Genomic DNA, 21,058 nt, shown 5'->3' on the forward strand with positions numbered 1-21,058 from the left:
TTAGCGACGCGCTTCAACCATGATGGCTTTCATGTCCGCAACCGCTTTGTGTAAACCGTCGAACACCGCTCGGCCAATAATCGAGTGACCGATGTTAAGCTCAAATATTTCCGGAATAGCCGCAATTGGCGCCACATTGTGGTAAGTCAAGCCGTGTCCTGCATTCACTGTGATACCTAAATCATCAGCGTAGCTTGCTCCTGCAGCGATCTTCTTCAGCTCATCTTGCTGATCTTCTTCAGTTTCCGCATCGGCATAGTGACCAGTGTGCAGTTCAATAAACGGTGCACCGCACGCTTTTGCTGCATCAATTTGCTCGCGGTCTGCATCAATGAACAGAGATACTTTAATGCCCGCTTCAGTGAGTGTTTGAGTCGCCGCTTTTACTTTCTCAAGATGCCCAGCAACATCTAAACCACCTTCTGTCGTTAGCTCTTCACGTTTTTCAGGTACCAAACATACGTACTCAGGCTTGGTCTTAAGCGCAATCTCAACCATTTCGTCAGTCACTGCCATCTCAAGATTCATGCGCGTTTGTAGCGTTTCACGCAGAATACGAACATCGCGATCAACAATGTGACGACGGTCTTCACGCAGGTGAATCGTAATACCATCCGCACCTGCACGCTCTGCAATTTCAGCGGCATGCACAGGATCTGGATACTTAGTACCACGTGCGTTACGTAACGTCGCGATGTGGTCGATATTAACACCTAGGTAGATTGAGCTCATTTTCCAATACTCCGTTTGGGAACCATGCTAAGAAAGAGTTCCCTGCTTTTTAATGGTTTGCCGCCAAGATACGGCTTTAATGCTATACGTGTAAAGCGTTTTGCCGCTTTAAGTTGTTCTTTTGTGGTAAATCTACGTTCACTGATTGCAATCAGTTCACTGCCATAGAAGGTAAGGTTGTCCTTGCGCACAGAAGCGATAAAACCTTTTTGCTCGCGGTAGCGATAAGTCATGTTGGCTTCTACCGGTTCTCCTGTCCCAGCACAGTGCATGAAATCAACGCCATAGCCCATCGCAGAGAGCAGTGCGAGTTCAAATCTTCTCAGGGCGGGTTCAGGGTTTTCACACTGCGCCAGTTCCGTCAAAGCGTGTAGATAATCATGAAATAATGCAGGCATGGCCACTTCAGCCATCAGCACTCGCCCAACCAACTCATTAACGTACATCCCCGAATAGAGGTTGATGCCTGTCAGAGGTAACCCAAGGCTGATTGGCTCGGCTTGGCGCAAGGTCTTCATTGAACCATTCCCCGACCATTTAAGTAGCAAGGGGGTAAAAGGTTGCAACGCGCCTTTGAGGTTCGAGCGTTTGCTACGAGCCCCCTTGGACATTAAAGTCACACGTCCATACTCCTCACTAAATACATCGAGAATTAAGCTCGATTCGCTGTAAGGGCGGCGGTGTAACACAAAGCAGCGCTGTAAACCTTCAGAGGACATAAAATCTGCCAGAGAATTATTAAACCAATATGAATCGTTATAATAAAAAATAAGGAGCCAGATGGCTCCTTATTTCGTCATTTGCGGAGCGAAGCCTTTAGCCTCGCACGACTTATAGATCGTCAATGTAGCCAAGTGAGCGCAGTGCTCGCTCGTCATCCGCCCAACCTGATTTCACTTTTACCCAAGTCTCTAGGTAAACCTTACGGCCGAACAGTTCTTCCATATCTAGGCGCGCTTCACGACCAATCGTTTTGATCTTCTCGCCGCCTTTACCAATCACCATCTTCTTCTGACCAAGACGCTCAACCAAAATTAGGGCGTTGATGTGGAAGCCATCAGTCTCTGGGTTGTAATCGAAACGCTCAATTTCAACCGTCACAGAGTAAGGCAGCTCTTCACCAGTAAAGCGCATCAGCTTTTCACGCACAATCTCTGAAGCCATAAAGCGCTGAGAACGGTCAGTCACGTACTCTTCAGGGAAGTGGTGCGTCGCTTTAGGTAGATGCTCACGTACATGCTTACGCAAAACGTCAATGTTCTTGCCGTGTTTAGCCGAGATAGGCACAACATCAACAAAGTCCATTTTGCTCGACATCTCTTGCATATGCATCATGACTTCATTGCGGTCTTGAACAACATCGACCTTATTTACACAAAGTACGACAGGGAAGTTGGACTTCTGCAGCTTAGTCAGAACCATTTCATCATCAGCAGTCCAATGCGTACCGTCCACTAGGAAGAACACAAGGTTTACATCACTGAGTGATGAGTTAGCCGCACGGTTCATCAAGCGGTTAATGGCACGTTTCTCTTCAATGTGCAGGCCTGGAGTATCAACAAAAATCGCTTGGTAATCCCCTTCCGTATCAACACCCATAATACGGTGACGAGTTGTCTGAGGTTTACGAGAAGTAATCGAAATCTTCTGGCCAAGGATACGGTTAAGAAGCGTTGATTTACCTACATTCGGACGACCAACGATCGCCACAAAACCACAGTGTTGGTTTTCTGGCGAACTTGCTTGCTCGTCGCTCGATGAGAAAAACGCATCGATATCAAATTCGTTGTTGTCAGTTGAATCAGTCATTGGTCAATTGCTCTAGTGCTAATTCAGCAGCCGCTTGTTCTGCCTTGCGGCGGCTGGTGCCTTTACCAATAACAGGTTGTCCAATACCTGCCACTTCACACGAAACCGTAAACTCTTGGTTGTGTGCTTCACCTTTAATATTAGTCACTGTGTAAGCAGGTAGCGGTTTTCTTCGCCCTTGAAGGAACTCTTGAAGACGCGTTTTCGGGTCTTTTTGCGAAACACCCGGCTTGATTGCATCAAGACGCGTTTTGTACCAGCTAAGAATAATGCCGCGTACTACTTCGATATCGCTATCAAGGTAAATAGCACCAATAATCGCTTCCACAGCATCGGCAAGAATTGAATCACGACGGAAACCGCCACTTTTTAATTCACCTGGACCTAATTTTAAGTGATCTCCTAGTTCGAATTCACGACCTAGTTCCGCCAGTGTATTGCCACGTACTAATGTGGCACGCATGCGGCTCATGTCCCCTTCGTTCACTTTAGGGAAACGGTGATAAAGATCATCAGCAATGACAAAACTTAAAATTGAATCGCCCAGAAACTCAAGACGCTCGTTGTGTTTTCCATTAGCACTGCGGTGAGTCAGCGCTAAACTGATTAGCTCAGCATCGTTAAATTGATAGCCGAGTTTTTTCTCTAGTTTTGCAGTAGGAGAATTCATGCTCTCTCAATAATTTAATTACAATTTTCTAGATAGTTGATTTCACAGCTAGGCGACAAATAAATCCAACCCTATGAGCATAGGGGCTCTATGTGATTAGGGTGGATTTATGCAGTCAACAACGCTGTGGTAACAACTATGACGAAAATTTAGTTAATACCACCGATGCGGTTAAATCGCACACCAGTTGGAATCCAAGAAGGTAAAACGCTATCTGCACCACGCTCAAATTCAAAGCTGATCCAGATACCTACCGCCTTACCCACTAGGTTTGCTTCTGGAACAAAGCCCCAGTAGCGGCTGTCAGCACTGTTGTCACGGTTATCACCCATCACAAAGTACTGGCCTTCAGGTACCACCCACTCGTTAACGCCGTTACGTGGTTGATAAAGTTCAACGCGATCGCGACGTAGTGGGTTAACCAAAATTTGGTGACCTTGTTCACTCAATTGTTCATCCAACTGAATCAATGGGATGCCATTTTGAATGAACTGGCTCTCTTCTACATTGGATAGTTTCACTGGCTTACAACTGGTATCACCTTGAGACTGAATGCAGATTTCTTTTTTACTGTTGTAACGCACAGTATCGCCCGGCAGACCAACGACACGCTTAATGTAATCAATACTTGGCTGAGGTGGGTATTTAAACACCACGACATCACCGCGCTCTGGCTTACCGGTTTCAACTAGTTGAGTGCGCCATACCGGATCTTTCAAACCATAGGCATACTTTTCAACAAGGATGAAGTCACCGACTAGCAGCGTTGGCATCATAGAGCCCGATGGGATCTGAAATGGCTCATAGATGAATGAACGTAGAACAAGTACTGCGGCAATCACTGGAAAAATAGAAACACTATTTTCAATCCACCATGGTTGCGTCTTCACTTTTTCTAGTACTGCGGCATCTAAGCCATTTGTTTGAGCTTCAACTTCAGCCAGTTTTTCTTGACGCTTTTTCGCAAAAACTAGCTTTTCTAGAACCCAGACAACACCCGTTACCAAGGTAACGATCACTAGGATGAGTGAAAATGTATTCGCCATTGACTTCCCTTATCTCAAAAATACGAAAGTGAAAGAGCCGAAACCCTTCCACTTACCAATTTAATTTGTTTCAGTAATCCCTTAAATAGTTGGTGTTACAGCTAGGCGGCAAGCAAACTCAGCCCTATGAGCATAGAGGGTCTATGTGATTAGGGTGAGTTTGCGCTGGCAACAACGCTGTAGCGCCAAATATGACAGGGATTAGTCTTTTCCTACATGTAGAATAGCCAAGAACGCTTCTTGAGGCAGCTCTACGTTACCGATCTGCTTCATACGTTTCTTACCTTCTTTCTGCTTCTTCAGTAGCTTCTTCTTACGGCTCACGTCACCACCGTAACACTTCGCGATTACGTTCTTACGTAACTGCTTAACTGTTGATCGTGCAATGATGTGGTTACCAATCGCAGCCTGAATCGCGATATCAAACATTTGACGAGGGATGAACTCTTTCATCTTCTCAACTAGCTGACGACCACGAGTTTGCGATTGATCTTTATGAGTGATCATTGCAAGCGCATCAACCGTGTCACCGTTTAGTAGAACATCAACACGCACCATGTTAGATGCTTCAAAACGTTGGAAGTTGTAATCTAGCGACGCATAACCGCGAGAGGTTGATTTTAGACGGTCAAAGAAGTCGAGTACCACTTCAGCCATCGGAATATCGTAAGTCACCGCGACTTGATTGCCGTGGTAAACCATATCAACCTGAACACCACGTTTTTCAACACAAAGCGTGATTACGTTACCTAGGTACTCTGAAGGCACAAGAATGTTACAACGAGCAATTGGTTCACGAATTTCTTCAATGTCGTTAACCGCAGGAAGCTTCGCTGGGCTATCAACATAAAGTAGGTTGCCGTTTGTTTCTTCAACTTCGTAAACTACTGTTGGCGCCGTTGTGATCAGGTCTAGATCGTATTCACGCTCTAGACGCTCTTGGATGATCTCCATGTGTAGCATGCCAAGGAAGCCACAGCGGAAACCAAAGCCAAGAGCAGCTGAGTTTTCTGGCTCATAGAACAGAGAAGCATCGTTAAGGCTAAGCTTACCAAGTGCATCACGGAAGTTTTCGTAATCATCAGATGATACTGGGAATAGGCCAGCGTAAACCTGTGGTTTCACTTTCTTAAAACCTGGTAGCGCTTGTTCACAGCCATGTTTCGCTAGTGTTAGCGTATCACCGACTGGTGCACCTAGGATGTCTTTGATACCACAAACAACCCAACCTACTTCACCTGTACGTAGAATTTCAGTATCAACTTGCTTAGGTGTGAAGATACCAAGACGGTCAACACCCCAAACCTGACCTGTGCTCATTACCTTGATCTTGTCGTTCTTCTTCAGTTCGCCATTTTTGATACGAACCAATGAAACAACACCTAGGTAGTTATCGAACCAAGAGTCAATAATTAGTGCTTGTAGTGGCGCTTCTGGATCACCTTCTGGTGCAGGAATCGCAGATACAATGTTCTCTAGAACATCATCAACACCGATACCAGTTTTCGCACTACAACGAGTCGCTTCCATCGCGTCGATACCAACGATTTCTTCGATCTCTTCTGCAACACGCTCTGGATCGGCTGCTGGAAGGTCAATCTTGTTCAAGATTGGCACTACCTCTAGATCCATTTCGATCGCGGTATAACAGTTAGCAAGAGTTTGCGCTTCTACACCTTGGCCTGCATCAACCACCAGTAGTGCACCTTCACAAGCTGCGAGAGAACGTGATACTTCATAGGCGAAGTCAACGTGTCCTGGGGTATCGATGAAGTTAAGCTGGTATGTTTCACCATCTTTAGCGGTGTAGTTTAGAGTCACACTCTGAGATTTAATGGTGATACCACGCTCACGCTCTAGATCCATGGAGTCCAGAACCTGTGCGGCCATTTCACGGTCGCTCAATCCACCACATACTTGGATCAAACGGTCTGATAGGGTCGACTTACCATGGTCGATGTGGGCGATAATCGAAAAGTTACGAATGTGCTTCATGATTTGGTGTGACTAAACTCTTTAAAATAAGGACAAGAAAGCCGATCCAACCATTGATTCAATTCAACGGTAACGACGGCATTTCAATCAAGTTGGCAGATTCTACCCAATTTCTAGCCACTTCGCACTAGCTAATTGGTTCGCCCAACACCCTTAATAGTATGACTTGTTGCGAAGATTGCTGCTCTAATTTCGCAGATAATCGTTTTGCGAGGAAAATGCCTGCTGTGGTTGCGAGCGCAGAGAACAAAATAACTAGCCCCTCCCCTAATGAAAGGAGTGGTGCCAACCACCACTGAGCAACTAATGCGCCCACTATCATGGCAAACAAAGGCACCAAATAAACCACAGCGGCAGATTGCAGTAAGCTCTTTTCAGGCAGACCAATTTCGACAACTTGGCCTGTTTTAACCAGCTTTTGGGTAATCAAATGCCAGTGTAAAGATTTGTTACCTACCGCTTTAGATACAATGCCGGTACCACAGCTCTTTTGTGAAGAGCAACTGCTACAACTGGTTTGTTGTTCGCAGCTCAGCTCAACGTCAAAGCCTGAAGCAACAGGCTTAACGCTCGATACTGTGGCTAATGCAGTCATCATTGAGTGGCACTCTCACTAGTATTAAAAGTGACAGACTGAGCGATACGCTTTGCGGTTGCTGGCGGAATATCACCAATCACAGAAATCTCTCTGTCTCCACGGACGAAGCTATGTAAGGTACGGCGACCTTGACGAACAAGCTGCCCTTTAAGAGACAAGTTATCACTGTCTGAGACATATACCGAGAAACTGAACAGTCCATCGCTGTACATTTGGCTCTCAACCATACGCTCTGTATTGGTCATACGATAGCGATTAAGCTCTTTAGGTTCGAACCCATTAGGGATCCAACCCACAGTCCAGAAAGGGTTAGTAATCTGGCCTTTTGGCAGAGATAGGACTTCAGGCAGTTTAACCTGATTCAATCCACCAAGGATCTGACTGATTCGATCGTTTACGCTGTAAGAGATCGTTCTGTACTGCTCTAAGATCTCACCGTCACGATCGACAAGATCAGCACGTAAAGGTAGTTTACTCTTCTCATCTACCCAAAGCACGTAAGAGTAGCGCTGACCATCTTTTGGTACGACACGCAGAACCTGACAAGCTGCGCCCGCTTCACGAGCACGACCTACTTGGATAAAATCATAGAAATCACTTAGTTGGCCTACATCAGAGTTGAGTAGCGGTATCGTCGGCGCGACCATATTGCCAGACTCAATGGTAAAAGGCTCAACACCAGGTTCAATGTAGCTCACTTCGTCACCACGACGAATCACTTCACGTATTGGCCCACTCAGATAGACAAGATGGGCAAGTTGTTGTTCGTCTGCTTTGGCATGACGATACAGCAGAGGTTCAATACTGTTTTTCTTTATCAGTATGTAAGACAGTTCATAACTAAGTTGCTGACTGGCCTCGTTCATTTGATGCAACAAAGCCTCTGCAGCGTTGTCTTCTGCAAAGGCTATTGGTGTATTCAAACTGAACAGTGTCAGCGCACTGATCAGAAATTTTTTCATTCAACTACCGTTTCAGGATTATCGCTATATTCAATGGTTTTCTCACTGTTTAAGCGTAGTTGTAATTCGTAATCTTGTAACATCGCATTAATGCGGCGACGTTGCTCCTGAACATTGATCTCACTTGCTGGTTGTTCAACCGAAGAGCGCGTCAAGCTTACAGGCTCTGCGCTACCAGAAAATGGAATTGTTTGGAGAACAGGTAATGTTTCTGTTTCAGGTGAAGTTGTCGCGTCTGAACCGCCATACTGCTGAACACCTAAAATTACTGCTAAAGAAACACAGGCAGCCATCGCCACTTGACCAAATTGGTTCAACCAAGCGGGTAGTTGACGGCGTGCTTGCGAAGGCGTCGGTTGAGACTCTTGCAAGCGGTGTTCTTCCAACTGAGTTACCGTAGAGTGTGCAGGTTCATTGTCGAGCGCTAACGCTACGCTTTCAGCTATATTCCACTCCGGTTTTTCCGGTGCTTCACCTCGCATTACATCACCAATTAAATGGTAATTTTGCCAAGTCTGTAGGCTATCTTGGTCTTTCTCTAATTCAGTAATTAGAGCTTTATCAACCAACTCTCCATCCATGAGTGCTGAAAGTTTCTCTTTGTCAGCCATTATTTTCACCATTAATGTTACTGGTCTAGCGTTGCAAAAGGGGTTGGATTTTCTTCTCAACCGCTTCACGAGCACGGAAGATACGCGAACGTACCGTTCCTACAGGGCAATCCATAACCGCTGCTATTTCTTCGTAGCTTAAGCCATCGAGCTCGCGCAACGTCATCGCGGTTTTTAAATCATCAGGCAGTGCTTCGATTGCACTGAAAACAACACGTTTCAATTCATTGGACAACGTTAAGTTCTCAGGGTTCGAAATTTCTTTTAATGCACTTCCTGTTTCGTAATATTCAGCATCATCAGTATCCACATCTTGTGCTGGCGGTCTGCGCCCTTGGGCAACAAGGTGGTTTTTTGCAGTATTAACGGCAATCCGATATAACCAAGTATAGAAGGCACTTTCACCACGAAAGCTTGGTATCGCTCGGTACGCCTTTATAAATGCTTCTTGCGCTACATCGGGAACATCACCAGGATTATTCACATAGCGAGAAATAAGGTTGCAGACTTTGTTTTGGTACTTAGTTACCAACAAATTGAATGCTTGCTTATCCCCATTCTGAACTCGCTCAATTAATACTTGATCGGTCAGCTGCTCGTTCATTCGAGCGGGTACTCCTATCGTTATTCGCCCTTATCTTCTCAGACATGAGCATTAATTATGCAAAATGTAGTCTTGACACCACTGCTTACTTGAGCACTATTGTGACCTAGCAAATAAATATAAGTTCAAAAATTCTTCAAACTATTTTTGCGCAATGAAGCACCAATCTACTTCTTGTCTCAGATTGTGAGGATCAAGGTAGAGAAAAGCAATGCTATTTACGAAGAATTGCATTTATGCAAAGCCACTCTCACAGTGGTACTATAGTGAGTTGACTCTTTTGTTTTCAGAGTCAACGTTGCAATTCATTGAAATATTTTAGAGCGGGATCGCTCTGCTACCGTGCCAAACCAAAACGGTTTTTCGGGATGAAAGTGGCACAGGTACAAATTAACTCGGGAATTTAAAAGTTTTATGAACGCAAACCGTGAACATCAATGTGATGTGTTAGTGGTGGGTAGTGGCGCAGCTGGACTCTCTTTAGCGTTACGTGTTGCAGAGTACGGTAAAGTTATCGTACTGAGTAAAGGTCCACGTAGCGAAGGGGCAACTTACTATGCGCAAGGTGGTATCGCCGCTGTTTTCGACGAGTCGGACAGTATTGAATCTCATGTTCAAGATACCTTAGTAGCCGGTGCTGGCATCTGTGAACAAGAGACTGTCGAGTTCATTGCTAAAAATGCCAAAGAATGTGTCCAATGGCTTATCGATGGCGGTGTTCCATTCGATCGCGAAGAAAACGACACTGATGAAGCACCTCGCTATCACTTGACTCGCGAAGGTGGGCACAGTCATCGTCGTATTCTGCATGCGGCTGACGCAACAGGCATGGCAATGCAAACCTCGCTGCAAGACAATGTTCATAATCACCCTAATATTACCGTTTTAGAGCGTCATAATGCGCTCGATCTGATTACTGAAGATAAAGTCGGTGGCGACGAGAAAAAAATCGTTGGTGCCTACATCTGGAACCGCAATCAAGAGCATGTAGAAACCGTTAGAGCTAAATTTGTTGTTCTTGCTACTGGCGGGGCTTCTAAAGTCTATCAATACACGTCAAATCCAGATGTATCTTCTGGTGATGGTATTGCTATGGCTTGGCGCGCAGGCTGTCGCGTAGCCAACCTAGAATTTAACCAGTTCCACCCGACCTGCTTATACCACCCTGAAGCGCGTAACTTCTTACTAACTGAAGCACTGCGTGGTGAAGGTGCCTATTTGCGTCGTCCTGATGGCTCGCGCTTTATGCCCGATTTTGATGAGCGTGAAGAGCTTGCGCCACGTGATGTTGTAGCACGTGCGATTGACTTCGAAATGAAACGCTTAGGTGCAGACTGCATGTACCTCGACATCAGCCATAAGCCAGCTGATTTTATCGAAAAGCATTTCCCAACAATTAATATGCGTCTACTCGATCTTGGCATCGATATGACCAAAGAACCGATCCCTGTTGTTCCCGCTGCACACTATACCTGTGGTGGAGTTATGGTCGACCAAACAGGGCAAACCGATCTATCACAGCTTTACGCTATTGGTGAGGTGAGCTATACCGGCCTGCACGGGGCGAACCGTATGGCATCAAACTCACTATTAGAGTGCGTTGTTTACGCTTGGGCTGCAGCCAATGACATCATTGCCAACATAGACCAAGCAACGCTTCCACCAGCACTTCCTGCATGGGATGAAAGCCAAGTTAGCTGCTCAGATGAAGAGGTCGTTATCCAACACAACTGGCACGAGTTACGCCTATTTATGTGGGATTACATGGGCATCGTAAGAACCGATAAGCGCCTTGAGCGGGCACTACGTCGTATCCAACTGCTCCAGCAAGAGACTCACGAGTACTACAGCAACTTTAAGGTTTCCAACAACCTGCTTGAGCTGCGTAACTTACTGCAAGTGGCAGAATTAATGGTCCGCTGCGCAATGGAGCGTAAAGAAAGCCGTGGTCTGCACTACACGCTAGACTACCCAGAGCTTGCTGAAGATAGCGGTCCAACCATACTGCTACCGGAAAAACAAAAATAATAGAGGAAGCTTATACCAATCGGGATAAATAGATGCTCAGATAATTGCGCAGAAAAAATCGCTTAGAGCAAGGCATAGATTGCAGCTAGCTAGTTGTTCTACCTACAAAATCTATAACGATGCTATCAGCGATTTTAGCCAGCAAGGGTGAGCAGATATTTGTTCCGGTTGGTATCAATGCTCCCTTTTTAGTATCACGACTAAATGCCGATAATCTTCTTCAGGCATGCTATCACGCCATAAAATGAATCGCGTCTTATCTTGGCGAGTGATAAGTAAACCAAAAGCCACACCGATAAAATTAACACTTCGAATTCGCTCATTCCCTTGCGCCGTTTTATACGTCGACGGAGAGGTAAATTCTACTTCGCCCTGCATTGACGGCAGCAAAACGTCATCGACTAGCGCACTCTTCACAAGCATAGCTATCAAGGCTAGAGAGGCGACGAGTGGAATAGATGATAGAACCACAATCAAAAAGACCAGCATCATAACTAAGATGCTGGTCATCGTTGCAGTATAAGAGGGGCTAAGGTAGAACCTAGCGCACTTTACTGAGGTTATGTGCGACAATCTTATCCACCATAGACGCATGACCTAGATTCTCACTACGGCCATGACCCATAATCCATGTGAACAAGTCTGGATCATCACACTCTAACAAAGACACAAAGTCCTGCTGCTCATTATCTTTTAGGGCGTCAAAACATTCCTCAAAAAAAGGCATGATAACAACATCGAGTTCTAGCATTCCTCGACGACATGCCCATTTGATACGCGCTTTTTCTTCTGCGGTATACATTCTAATTCCTCACCTAATCGGTTGTTTGCGCCGAGTGTAACAAGCAATTTCGCTCACAACTAGGGCGCTAGTCACACTCCCGAGCAAGGTCATGATTTTCCATACCAAGACATGAAAAATTCGCCTACAACTCTAAAGGTTGTTTATCACTAGGATTCAGCGCTAACATACAGTTATTAAGTTTCTATTAGGTATCAATCATGGACTGGCAGAAAGAGTTTGCTCCCCTACAACTAGCGTCAAGCGATGCACTTCCTCAACTTTCAGTTGCGTTACTCCCATCATGGAGTGCAATTACAATGTTTGGCGATGACAAGAAATCCTACCTTCAAGGCCAAGTGACTTGTGACGTAGTGACATTAGATGAGCAAGACTCTACCTTTGGCGCCCACTGTGACGCTAAAGGTAAGGTATGGAGCGCGTTTCGTCTGTTTCACCACAACGGCGGCTACGCCATGTTTCAGCCAACCTCCATTATCGATAAAGAGCTAACCGAGCTGAAAAAGTATGCGATTTTTTCTAAGGTAGAAATCAAGCAAACAGAAGATATCGCTCTGGGACTAATGGGCGACTCTGCGACAAGCTTTATTGACTCTCTTTCATCTCAAACTGGTGATGTGCGCTCTATTGAAGGTGGCACTGCCGTTAAAATTGACCAACAGCGTTGGCTACTCTTAATGGAGCAATCTAGCGCCGAGCAATTGATCGCGACTCTACAAGCAGAAAAAGTATCTGAAGAACTCTGGACATTGCACGATATTCAAGCGGGCTTGCCACTGCTCAATGCCGAACAGCAAAATGAACACATTCCGCAAGCTCTAAACATTCAAGCGCTTAGGGGAATTAGCTTTACTAAAGGTTGTTATACAGGCCAAGAGACTGTGGCTCGCGCTAAATATCGCGGCATCAACAAGCGTGCACTGTTTATCGTTAAGGGCGATGCTGAAGCGGTGATTGACGCTAACGCAGAGCTAGAGCGAGCCGTCGGTGAAAACTGGCGTAGCGCGGGCAAAATTATTGCTAGCTACCGCTACAGCGATAATAAAGCCTTGGCACTGGTTGTCTTGCCTAATAACCTAGAAGCAGACACTCAACTGCGCCTAAAAAAGCAACCTAACAGTGAATGGACATTTGCGGCTCTGCCTTACTCGCTAGAAGATAATGACTGATCCTATCTCAACGCACATTACGCAATATCTAGAAGCGCAGCAGATCAACTTTCGACTGCTGCCGCACCAAACTCCAGCGACAACCATAGAAGATGCGGCAAAGCAGCGAGGGATTAGACCAGAACAGATGGTGAAATCTATTGTACTGCGTGATATGAATAACCGCTACGCAATTGCCTGCGCCCCAGGAAACAAGGCGGTCGACCCAAAAAAAGTCCGCGCGCTTCTAGAGTGGCGTCGAATGACCTGTGTATCTATGGAAGAGGTGGCTAGTCTGACTGGATACAAGATTGGCACGGTTGTCCCCTTGTTACTGCGCACGCCAATGGTGATAGTATTCGACCAGCAACTTTTGGCAGAATCTGAGGTCACGATAAGCAGTGGCTCAAATATGGCTGGCATCGCCTTGAGTTGTGACGATCTTATTCAACTCAGTCAACCTGTCATTGGCGATATCTGCCGCGACTAAACGGTTTCTACCCATTACTGGGTAGAAACCAGTCTCTCTTGTTGCAATCGATTTCATTAAACCATGACCGTTATCGCATCATTAGCCTTTTCTTAATTAAATTATTATTCACCAATAAAGCATAAGTAGTCACAATAGTATTTTTGAAGTATGCTGTCTCTGTTGGTTAAAGTTCGCTCAGTAGCTTATACACGCTGAGCGACACAACCTTTCAATGAGTTGGTATGTGGCTCGAAAGGTATGTGAATCCTTCTCCAACTAAAAAAGTGAATCCACTGATTGTTTCAGGACATCCACTTTTTGTGTAATGCATCTGTGACTATTCGCCCGCATCAAAGCGGGCTTTTTTTTGGTAAAATTTTACAATTCTTTTACACCCACTCTGAAAGTTAAACTATTCTTAAATGTGTCATATAACTGAGGCTTAATATTTCGCGATTGAACTCTTATGCGAGTTCCGCTGTCAGAAGATAAGTGAGGTAATTATCACAATAAATTGGATATTTATCCGCGGTTTTGTCTACAGCAACACAAATATCCAAACAAACCAGTTTCATCTGCATTTTCCACCATCACAATCACAATTTTCAGGGTGGGAAAAACGTATAATTTGCAGTGCTTGCTAAACATAAGGATAACTGTATGAGACTGTTTAAGCGCTATACACCAGGTATGATTGCTAAACACATTAGTCGGCTATTTAAGGGAAGGATCTACATTTACGGGGTTGGTAAGTTTGAGTTTGATAATGGTAAGCTGATTTTGCCGGAGAAGGCTGAACGCAAACACTTTCAAGCGGTAAAAGAAATTAATCAGGAAGTGATGAAACTCCGCTGCGCTTACGCATAATAGAATTAAAAAGGGTTGGCCATTGCCAACCCTTTGCATTTAAACCGTTTGAGATTTGTGCCTTGATTGCTGAGCTAATTGAGGTAAATTGCCCTTCAAACCAAGCGCTCGTTTCATGATCTCATCTTTGGCTCCCGGTAATTGACCGGCGAGTTTCATCCCAATGCCACGGATCAGTTTTTTCGCTGGATTACTTCCCTCAAACAGATCTTTAAACCCTTGCATTGCGGCAATCATTTTGGCGGCTTCAGACTTACGCCAACGCTCATAACTACGTAGGTTACGCTTAGAGCCAATATCTTCTCCTGCTTGCCAAAGTTGAAGCACTTCCTGCGCTAAACTTGCTGCATCCAGTAGACCGAGATTTACGCCTTGTCCCGCAAGCGGGTGAATGGTGTGCGCCGCATCGCCAACTAAAGCCACACGCTCTGCAACAAAATCACGTGCATAACGCATCTTTAGTGGGAAGGCAAAACGCTCCCCTTCGACTTTACATAGCCCCAAACGATTGTCGAATTCAGCCGTCAGCACTTTGTTGAACTCCGCTGAAGACATGCTCACAAGTCGTTCAGCTCGGCTTGGATCAGTCGACCAGACTATCGAACTGAGATTATCTTCACCTAGCGGCAAAAAAGCTAATGGCCCTTGCGGAGTGAAAATTTGTCTTGCGACGCGCTGGTGATCTTCTTTAGTACGGATATTGGCGACAATGGCACTGTGGCCGTAATCCCAATGGGTTAACGGAATATCTTGCTGCTTGCGAACCCAAGAATTGGCCCCATCAGCGCCTACCACCAACTTAGCCGTTAAAGCCTGGCCGCTTTCCAAAGTTAACCAAGCTTCGCTCTCCCCTATCGCCATCGAAGCGCATTTTTCAGGCATAAACAGAGTCACATTGCTTTGCTGCTTAACTTGCTCAAGTAGCGCAAGCTGAATAACTCGGTTCTCAACGATATGACCTAGATCAGGCTGAGCTAACTGCTGAGCTTCAAATTCGATTCGAGCGAAGCTGTCTTGCTCCCACACTTCCATCGCCTGATAAGGTGCTGCTCTACGTTGAGTAATACCTTGCCATGCACCTAGGTTTCTTAACACCGTTTCACTAGAACGGCTCAGTGCTGACACTCGCACATCTGGCAAGTCATTGAGCTCGCTCTCAGGCGCACGACTTTCAATCACAGCAATACGTAATTCAGTGTCTTTAAACGCTGCTGCGAGCGCCAAACCCACCATTCCACCGCCAACGATGGCGATATCTACACTTTGCATCATAATTTTGTATCCTTTTTAGCGTCTCTAGCGAGCCACTAAACCTAATGTTCTTCTTAACAAAGGAGTCTTAAGCATGGGCAGGTTATCCATACCGAACAACCCAAGATTTCGACCAACACGCAGTGATAGGTAATCGTTAGAGAAAATATGCACTAAGGCTGAGGTCATTGCGATGGTTGCATGACGATCATCTCGACGAGCGTTCTTAAACTGTTTCAGAGTGCAATAGCTTCCAGGATCGTCACTGGATTGAGCAATACTTTCTGCTAACGTCGCGACGTCACGAATTCCCAAGTTAAACCCTTGGCCAGCAATCGGATGGAGCGTTTGAGCCGCATTGCCAACAATGGCAAAGCGGTGCGAGACATTTTGCTCTCTGTAACGCAATAGCAAAGGATAACTCGCTCGTCGACCCACTTTTTGTAATTTGCCGAGTCGCCAACCAAAAGCCTGTTGCAGTTCTGACAGAAACTGCTCGTCGTTATAGTTGATGATCTGTTGTGCTTTGTCAGGTCTTACACACCAAACCAAAGACACCCGCCCTTGTGACATGGGCAATAAAGCCACTGGCCCTGACTCGGTAAAGCGCTCAAATGCTCGCCCATTGTGAGGTGCCTGAGCACTAATGTTGGCGATCACGGCAATCTGTTCAAAGTCATGCTCGTTAAGCTCTATACCGATTTGCTCACAACAAGTGGAGATCGCACCATCAGCGGCAACCAAAAGCTTTCCTTCAACAAGATTGCCATCACTTAACGTAATTGAGACCTTCTCTTCACTGCGCTCGACTTGCTCAACCGCGGCGTGTAGCACTGAAATATTGTTATCTTGCTCGACTTGCTGATGGTAAATACGCCCCACATCGGCAAGTTCAACGACGTAGCCTAACGCATCAACGCCCACTTCTTCAGTGGTGATGTCCGTCATACCCGCGTGAGAGCGATCAGAAACATGAATATGTTCAATGGGGGTTGCCACTTTCGCAATCTCTTGCCACAAGCCAAGCTGCTTTAAAATCGCAACAGTACCGTAGGACAGTGCAATCGAGCGTGAGTCAAAACCCGGATGAGCCTCGTGATCGACTTGAAACGGCTCAATGACAGCAACAGACAAAGGTTGCGGAGCAAGCTTATTGATTGCAAGGGCCAGCGTCATTCCCGCCATCGCACCACCAGCAATCACCACATCAAACTGCTTCATGAAGAATCCTTTTAGTGAATCGTTGGTGCTTGCTGAGGGTCAGCTTTCTTTTGCCCAAATTCAGCATGGATAGTTAATACACACGCTTTAACATGCTCAATGACTTGCTCTAACAGTTGAGCCTGCTCTTCTAGATCGTCGTCTTCGTCGATGCCGAGCTTAGCGATTTCTTCTAAATCAGCGAGCGCCTCTTTAACATCGCTTGACGCTTTCTTAAGTTCAGCATTCACCAAGCCTAAGCCTGAAATAAAATGGTTCACCCAATCAGCAAGACCATCGGCAATATCAAACAACGAAGCGCTAGCTTCTTCGTCTGGTAGTAGCATTTCGATATCCATACCAGAGCCCGTTAATTCAGCAATGCTTGCATCCAACGTAGCTTGTGCCAGTTGCAATGCTTTACTTGGCCAGCCCATACCTTCGCTTACATAATCAAAAACCATCGGTTGCCAGCTTTTATCAGTCAAGCTTAAGCCACCACTTAACATTCCAGTTAATAATCCGTGCAGCTCGGCAGGGTTCACTGCAAGCCCTGCAGACTGAAGCTCAGTGGCAAATGCTAAGTAATCAGGTAGTTTTGTTTCGCTCATTGGATTAGCCTAAATATGTCTAAATATCCTCAATCGTATCACTTACCACCGCGAGCGAAAACGAGCGATTAGCAATTGTGGGCAGCTTTTACACAAATTGCCCAATTACTGTGTTATTGCGCCCTGATTTGCTTATCGCTGTTCTGAAAAGCTTGAATCTTAATGGGCGTTTTTCTATAGTTTCTCCCTCGGTGATTATCTGCTTTATCACCTTAGGCAACAGATATAGAGTCGATATGAGTAATCAAGCGGTAGAAGTTGAAATCTTAGGCAAACTCACTCGGGTAAATTGTCCGGCAGGGCAAGAAGAGTCATTGATTAAAGCCGCAGAGCGTCTTGAAGAACGTTTGCAAGACATGTCAGCCAAAACCAAGATTACTAATGAAGTTCAACTTTTGACCTTTGTTGCGTTAAACTTTTGTCATGAGCTTGAGGCTCGTGATAGTAATTCTAAGCAGGAACAAGATGCCATGTTTGAGCGAATGGAACTCCTTTCGGCATCACTCGACAACGCGATTAGTAAAGTAAAGCCAGGACAGCAATAAACCTTTACACCGTCAAGAATTTACCCTGGAGTGTTCGTTAGGGGATTAAGTCCCTGAGCCGATAAGCAATACCTAAGGGTTAGTACTTGATAGCTATTGAGCAAGCTCGGCTTGTACCGAGAAGCCTACGGTTATCTCTGCTGATCCGCCTTGAACCAGCTGGTTCAAGGGTCCATTTCTCCAACGGCACTCTGGGGTATCCCTTTCACGATACCCTGCAACCATGGGTAACGTCATGACGCTTTCCAGACAAGACTTCCGTAAAAGCATCCGCCAAAAACGCAACCAATTATCCAGTGATGTGCAACATCTCGCGGGTTTAGATTTGGTGCAACAATTCTCCCAGCTACCTGAGCTCGCGCAAGCGCAACATATTGCCTTGTATCTTACGACCGACGGTGAACTTGAAACCATGCCCCTCATTGAGTGGCTATGGCAGCAAGGTAAAAAGACTTACCTGCCTGTCATTCATCCCTTTTCCAAAGGTCATCTGCTGTTTCTGCACTATGACAGCTCGACCCCAATGGTGCTCAACCGTTATTCAATTGCTGAACCTAAGCTTGATCAAACCACAATCCTGCCGGCAAAGTCTCTCGACATCATTTGCACGCCACTGGTCGGTTTTGACTCGACAGGCCATCGCCTTGGCATGGGTGGTGGGTATTACGACCGCACTTTAGAACCTTGGTTTAAGACAGGTCAAGGCCCTATGCCTATTGGCCTAGCGCATGATTGCCAACACGTCGAGAAACTACCTATCGAGTCTTGGGATGTCCCTTTACCTAAAATTGTGACTCCAACCAAGATTTGGCAATGGGATTAACCCTGCTAGCTAGAATCCGCTAGCTTGGCTTCAAGTCTGCTAGAGATAGGGCTATAATCGCGCCGCAATCGTTTTTATTACCGCCTTTAGGAGATGAGCAATGACTCAAGATGAAATGAAGAAAGAAGCTGGTTGGGCAGCACTTAAGTATGTCGAAAAAGGCAGCATTGTAGGTGTTGGTACGGGCTCGACGGTAAATCACTTCATCGATGCACTAGCAACCATGAAAGAAGAGATTAAAGGTGCGGTTTCAAGCTCTGAAGCGTCAACGAAGAAACTTGAAGAGTTAGAGATTAAGGTTTTCGACTGTAATGAAGTCGCGGGCCTAGATATCTATGTTGACGGTGCTGACGAAATCAACGCGACTCGTGATATGATCAAAGGCGGCGGCGCTGCCCTAACGCGTGAGAAAATCGTTGCTGCTATTTCAGACAAATTTGTCTGTATCGTCGACAACACGAAAGCGGTTGATGTACTAGGTAACTTCCCTCTACCTGTTGAAGTGATTCCAATGGCACGCTCATACGTGGCTCGCGAACTGGTTAAGCTAGGTGGTGATCCTGCATACCGTGAAGGCGTAATCACAGACAACGGCAATGTAATTCTTGATGTTTACGGCATGCAGATTACTGATCCAAAAGATCTTGAAGATAAAATCAATGCCATCGCTGGCGTAGTTACCGTTGGTCTATTTGCCCACCGCGGTGCAGACGTAGTAATTACTGGCACGCCAGAAGGTGCAAAAATCGAAGAATAAGCGCTTCATTTTTGTCATTTCATTACAAACGGTGCCTATTGGCGCCGTTTTTTCATTTTACTCTATAAAAATTATGCCTTATTCCGTAATTTTCTTACCCAAAGTGTATTTTTTTTGTTAACTTAATGGTCAGAAGACGCACAAGGAAAACGTTTGCGTGCTACATAACGTCTACAAAAACGTTTGCTTTAACTGCTTTTGCTTAATGTGCGCCCGTTAAGCCCAAATTTCCCCACTTTAAGGAAGAAGACAATGGCCAAAGTTTCACTGGAAAAAGATAAAATTAAAATCCTCTTGCTTGAAGGTCTACACCCATCATCTGTAGAAGTTCTTCAGGCTGCTGGCTACACCAATATTGAATACCACAAAGGCTCACTTCCTGAGGAAGAGTTACTTGAAGCGGTGAAAGACGTTCACTTTATCGGTATTCGCTCGCGCACTAATCTATCTCAGCAAGTGATTGACGCAGCAGAGAAACTGGTTGCGATTGGCTGTTTCTGTATTGGTACCAACCAAGTTGATCTTAAAGCAGCGGCGACTCGCGGCATTCCAGTGTTTAACGCACCATTCTCAAACACGCGCAGTGTGGCAGAGCTGGTTCTTGGACAAGTCCTACTGCTACTACGTGGTATCCCAGAGAAGAACGCTTTAGCGCACCGTGGCATTTGGAAGAAAAGTGCTGACAACTCATACGAAGCTCGCGGCAAGCGCTTAGGTATTATTGGTTACGGCCATATTGGTACTCAGCTAGGCATTATCGCTGAAAACCTTGGTATGCGTGTTTACTTCTACGATATTGAAAACAAGTTATCACTCGGTAACGCTACTCAAGTTCATACTATGAGTGAACTGCTGAATAAATGTGATGTTATTTCGCTTCATGTTCCGGAAACGGCTGGAACTAAGAACATGATGGGCGCTGAAGAGTTTGCGCGAATGAAGCCAGGTTCAATCTTCATTAACGCTGCTCGCGGTACTGTGGTAGATATTGAAGCGCTATGCCACAGCCTAGAAGCTGGTCACCTTGCTGGCGCGGCAATTGACGTGTTCCCAACAGAGCCAAAAACCAACGCAGACCCATTTGAATCACCACTGCAGAAGTTTGACAATGTTATCTTAACGCCTCACGTTGGCGGCTCAACTCAAGAAGCGCAAGAAAACATTGGTGTTGAAGTGGCTGGCAAGCTAGCTAAGTACTCAGACAACGGTTCGACCCTATCAAGTGTTAACTTCCCTGAAGTGTCACTGCCAGAGCACCGTGACTGCTCACGCTTACTACACATTCACCAAAACCGTCCGGGTATCCTGACGCAAATTAACACCATTTTTGCTGAAGAAGGGATCAACATCGCCGGTCAGTACCTGCAAACGGCCGCAGATTTCGGTTATGTGGTTATTGATGTGGAAACAGAGCGCTCAGAAGAAGCACTTAAGAAACTTAAGAGCATCGAAGGGACTATCCGCGCACGTATCCTGCACTAATCCCGCTGTTAAGATCGAAAAAACCACCGACTTGTCGGTGGTTTT

Annotated in this window: 23 protein-coding genes and 1 other RNA gene; 9 read left to right on the top strand and 15 right to left on the bottom strand. The window is 45.7% G+C overall.

What is annotated here, in order from left to right; all coding sequences use genetic code 11:
• The 10 genes from pdxJ to rpoE form a co-directional block, all read right to left on the bottom strand.
• Nucleotides 1–732: a pyridoxine 5'-phosphate synthase gene (gene pdxJ, locus AC5O63_RS14580; protein WP_004744753.1), complete on the bottom strand. Its 732-nt coding sequence runs from the start codon at nucleotides 730–732 to the stop codon at nucleotides 1–3.
• Nucleotides 729–1,451, bottom strand: a complete 723-nt coding sequence (gene recO / locus AC5O63_RS14585; RefSeq protein ID WP_069667201.1) for a DNA repair protein RecO — start codon at nucleotides 1,449–1,451, stop codon at nucleotides 729–731. The genes pdxJ and recO overlap by 4 nt, the downstream gene beginning before the upstream one ends.
• 112 nt (nucleotides 1,452–1,563) lie before the next feature.
• Nucleotides 1,564–2,541 (bottom strand): GTPase Era, encoded by a 978-nt coding sequence (gene era / locus AC5O63_RS14590; RefSeq protein WP_069667202.1) that lies wholly within the window; start codon nucleotides 2,539–2,541, stop codon nucleotides 1,564–1,566.
• Nucleotides 2,534–3,211 carry a ribonuclease III gene (gene rnc / locus AC5O63_RS14595; RefSeq protein WP_004744756.1) on the bottom strand — a complete coding sequence of 226 codons (678 nt, stop codon included), beginning with the start codon at nucleotides 3,209–3,211 and terminating at the stop codon, nucleotides 2,534–2,536. The genes era and rnc overlap by 8 nt, the downstream gene beginning before the upstream one ends.
• A gap of 149 nt (nucleotides 3,212–3,360) precedes the next feature.
• Nucleotides 3,361–4,257 (bottom strand): signal peptidase I, encoded by an 897-nt coding sequence (gene lepB, locus AC5O63_RS14600; RefSeq protein WP_004744757.1) that lies wholly within the window; start codon nucleotides 4,255–4,257, stop codon nucleotides 3,361–3,363.
• A gap of 201 nt (nucleotides 4,258–4,458) precedes the next feature.
• Nucleotides 4,459–6,252: a translation elongation factor 4 gene (gene lepA, locus AC5O63_RS14605; RefSeq protein WP_004744758.1), complete on the bottom strand. Its 1,794-nt coding sequence runs from the start codon at nucleotides 6,250–6,252 to the stop codon at nucleotides 4,459–4,461.
• Between the two features lie 127 nt (nucleotides 6,253–6,379).
• Nucleotides 6,380–6,850 carry a SoxR reducing system RseC family protein gene (locus AC5O63_RS14610; protein ID WP_239850857.1) on the bottom strand — a complete coding sequence of 157 codons (471 nt, stop codon included), beginning with the start codon at nucleotides 6,848–6,850 and terminating at the stop codon, nucleotides 6,380–6,382.
• Nucleotides 6,847–7,812, bottom strand: a complete 966-nt coding sequence (gene rseB, locus AC5O63_RS14615) for a sigma-E factor regulatory protein RseB (protein ID WP_069667205.1) — start codon at nucleotides 7,810–7,812, stop codon at nucleotides 6,847–6,849. The genes AC5O63_RS14610 and rseB overlap by 4 nt, the downstream gene beginning before the upstream one ends.
• Nucleotides 7,809–8,423, bottom strand: coding sequence for an RseA family anti-sigma factor (locus AC5O63_RS14620; RefSeq protein ID WP_275664509.1), 615 nt, complete (start codon nucleotides 8,421–8,423; stop codon nucleotides 7,809–7,811). Before AC5O63_RS14620 ends, rseB begins: the two co-directional genes overlap by 4 nt.
• 25 nt (nucleotides 8,424–8,448) lie before the next feature.
• Nucleotides 8,449–9,027 carry an RNA polymerase sigma factor RpoE gene (gene rpoE, locus AC5O63_RS14625; protein WP_004744762.1) on the bottom strand — a complete coding sequence of 193 codons (579 nt, stop codon included), beginning with the start codon at nucleotides 9,025–9,027 and terminating at the stop codon, nucleotides 8,449–8,451.
• 414 nt (nucleotides 9,028–9,441) lie between these two features.
• On the opposite strand from rpoE, the gene nadB reads away from it, so the two are divergent.
• A complete protein-coding gene (gene nadB / locus AC5O63_RS14630; RefSeq protein WP_494505441.1) occupies nucleotides 9,442–11,055 on the top strand; it encodes an L-aspartate oxidase in 1,614 nt (537 codons plus the stop codon).
• A gap of 174 nt (nucleotides 11,056–11,229) precedes the next feature.
• Here nadB and AC5O63_RS14635 read toward each other — a convergent pair whose 3' ends face one another.
• Both AC5O63_RS14635 and AC5O63_RS14640 read right to left on the bottom strand, forming a co-directional pair.
• A complete protein-coding gene (locus AC5O63_RS14635) occupies nucleotides 11,230–11,649 on the bottom strand; it encodes a protein YgfX (RefSeq protein ID WP_494505442.1) in 420 nt (139 codons plus the stop codon).
• Nucleotides 11,597–11,857, bottom strand: coding sequence for an FAD assembly factor SdhE (locus tag AC5O63_RS14640; RefSeq protein ID WP_004744765.1), 261 nt, complete (start codon nucleotides 11,855–11,857; stop codon nucleotides 11,597–11,599). The genes AC5O63_RS14635 and AC5O63_RS14640 overlap by 53 nt, the downstream gene beginning before the upstream one ends.
• Before the next feature lie 200 nt (nucleotides 11,858–12,057).
• Here AC5O63_RS14640 and ygfZ point away from each other — a divergent pair, with 200 nt between their 5' ends.
• The 3 genes from ygfZ to AC5O63_RS14655 all read left to right on the top strand — a co-directional run bounded on the left by ygfZ (nucleotide 12,058) and on the right by AC5O63_RS14655 (nucleotide 14,344).
• On the top strand, nucleotides 12,058–13,026 hold the full coding sequence (gene ygfZ / locus AC5O63_RS14645; RefSeq protein WP_494505443.1) for a tRNA-modifying protein YgfZ: 969 nt from the start codon (nucleotides 12,058–12,060) through the stop codon (nucleotides 13,024–13,026).
• Nucleotides 13,019–13,495, top strand: coding sequence for an aminoacyl-tRNA deacylase (locus AC5O63_RS14650; protein ID WP_494505444.1), 477 nt, complete (start codon nucleotides 13,019–13,021; stop codon nucleotides 13,493–13,495). Before ygfZ ends, AC5O63_RS14650 begins: the two co-directional genes overlap by 8 nt.
• A gap of 642 nt (nucleotides 13,496–14,137) precedes the next feature.
• Complete coding sequence (locus AC5O63_RS14655) at nucleotides 14,138–14,344, top strand: DUF1107 domain-containing protein (RefSeq protein WP_004744768.1); 207 nt, start codon at nucleotides 14,138–14,140, stop codon at nucleotides 14,342–14,344.
• Between the two features lie 39 nt (nucleotides 14,345–14,383).
• On the opposite strand, the gene AC5O63_RS14660 is transcribed toward AC5O63_RS14655, so the two are convergent.
• Genes AC5O63_RS14660 through AC5O63_RS14670 form a run of 3 tightly spaced genes read right to left on the bottom strand, consistent with a single transcriptional unit; the run spans nucleotide 14,384 to nucleotide 17,406 of the window.
• Nucleotides 14,384–15,616, bottom strand: coding sequence for an FAD-dependent 2-octaprenylphenol hydroxylase (locus tag AC5O63_RS14660; RefSeq protein WP_494505445.1), 1,233 nt, complete (start codon nucleotides 15,614–15,616; stop codon nucleotides 14,384–14,386).
• Nucleotides 15,617–15,640: 24 nt separating this feature from the next.
• Nucleotides 15,641–16,816, bottom strand: a complete 1,176-nt coding sequence (ubiH, locus tag AC5O63_RS14665) for a 2-octaprenyl-6-methoxyphenyl hydroxylase (RefSeq protein WP_494505446.1) — start codon at nucleotides 16,814–16,816, stop codon at nucleotides 15,641–15,643.
• 11 nt (nucleotides 16,817–16,827) lie between these two features.
• Nucleotides 16,828–17,406: a YecA/YgfB family protein gene (locus AC5O63_RS14670; protein ID WP_171323206.1), complete on the bottom strand. Its 579-nt coding sequence runs from the start codon at nucleotides 17,404–17,406 to the stop codon at nucleotides 16,828–16,830.
• Between the two features lie 236 nt (nucleotides 17,407–17,642).
• Between AC5O63_RS14670 and zapA the strand changes: the two genes are divergently transcribed.
• From zapA to serA, 5 genes are all read left to right on the top strand, one after another.
• Nucleotides 17,643–17,951, top strand: coding sequence for a cell division protein ZapA (gene zapA, locus AC5O63_RS14675; RefSeq protein WP_494505447.1), 309 nt, complete (start codon nucleotides 17,643–17,645; stop codon nucleotides 17,949–17,951).
• 19 nt (nucleotides 17,952–17,970) lie between these two features.
• Nucleotides 17,971–18,153, top strand: a non-coding RNA gene (ssrS, locus tag AC5O63_RS14680) — 6S RNA.
• Nucleotides 18,154–18,186: 33 nt separating this feature from the next.
• Nucleotides 18,187–18,774, top strand: coding sequence for a 5-formyltetrahydrofolate cyclo-ligase (locus AC5O63_RS14685; protein WP_494505448.1), 588 nt, complete (start codon nucleotides 18,187–18,189; stop codon nucleotides 18,772–18,774).
• A gap of 100 nt (nucleotides 18,775–18,874) precedes the next feature.
• Entirely contained in the window at nucleotides 18,875–19,531 is a 657-nt protein-coding gene (gene rpiA, locus AC5O63_RS14690; protein ID WP_171323212.1) for a ribose-5-phosphate isomerase RpiA, read from the top strand.
• A gap of 252 nt (nucleotides 19,532–19,783) precedes the next feature.
• Nucleotides 19,784–21,013 carry a phosphoglycerate dehydrogenase gene (gene serA / locus AC5O63_RS14695; RefSeq protein ID WP_171323214.1) on the top strand — a complete coding sequence of 410 codons (1,230 nt, stop codon included), beginning with the start codon at nucleotides 19,784–19,786 and terminating at the stop codon, nucleotides 21,011–21,013.
• Nucleotides 21,014–21,058 lie beyond the last annotated feature (45 nt).

This window comes from Vibrio sp. SCP2 (assembly GCF_059295395.1).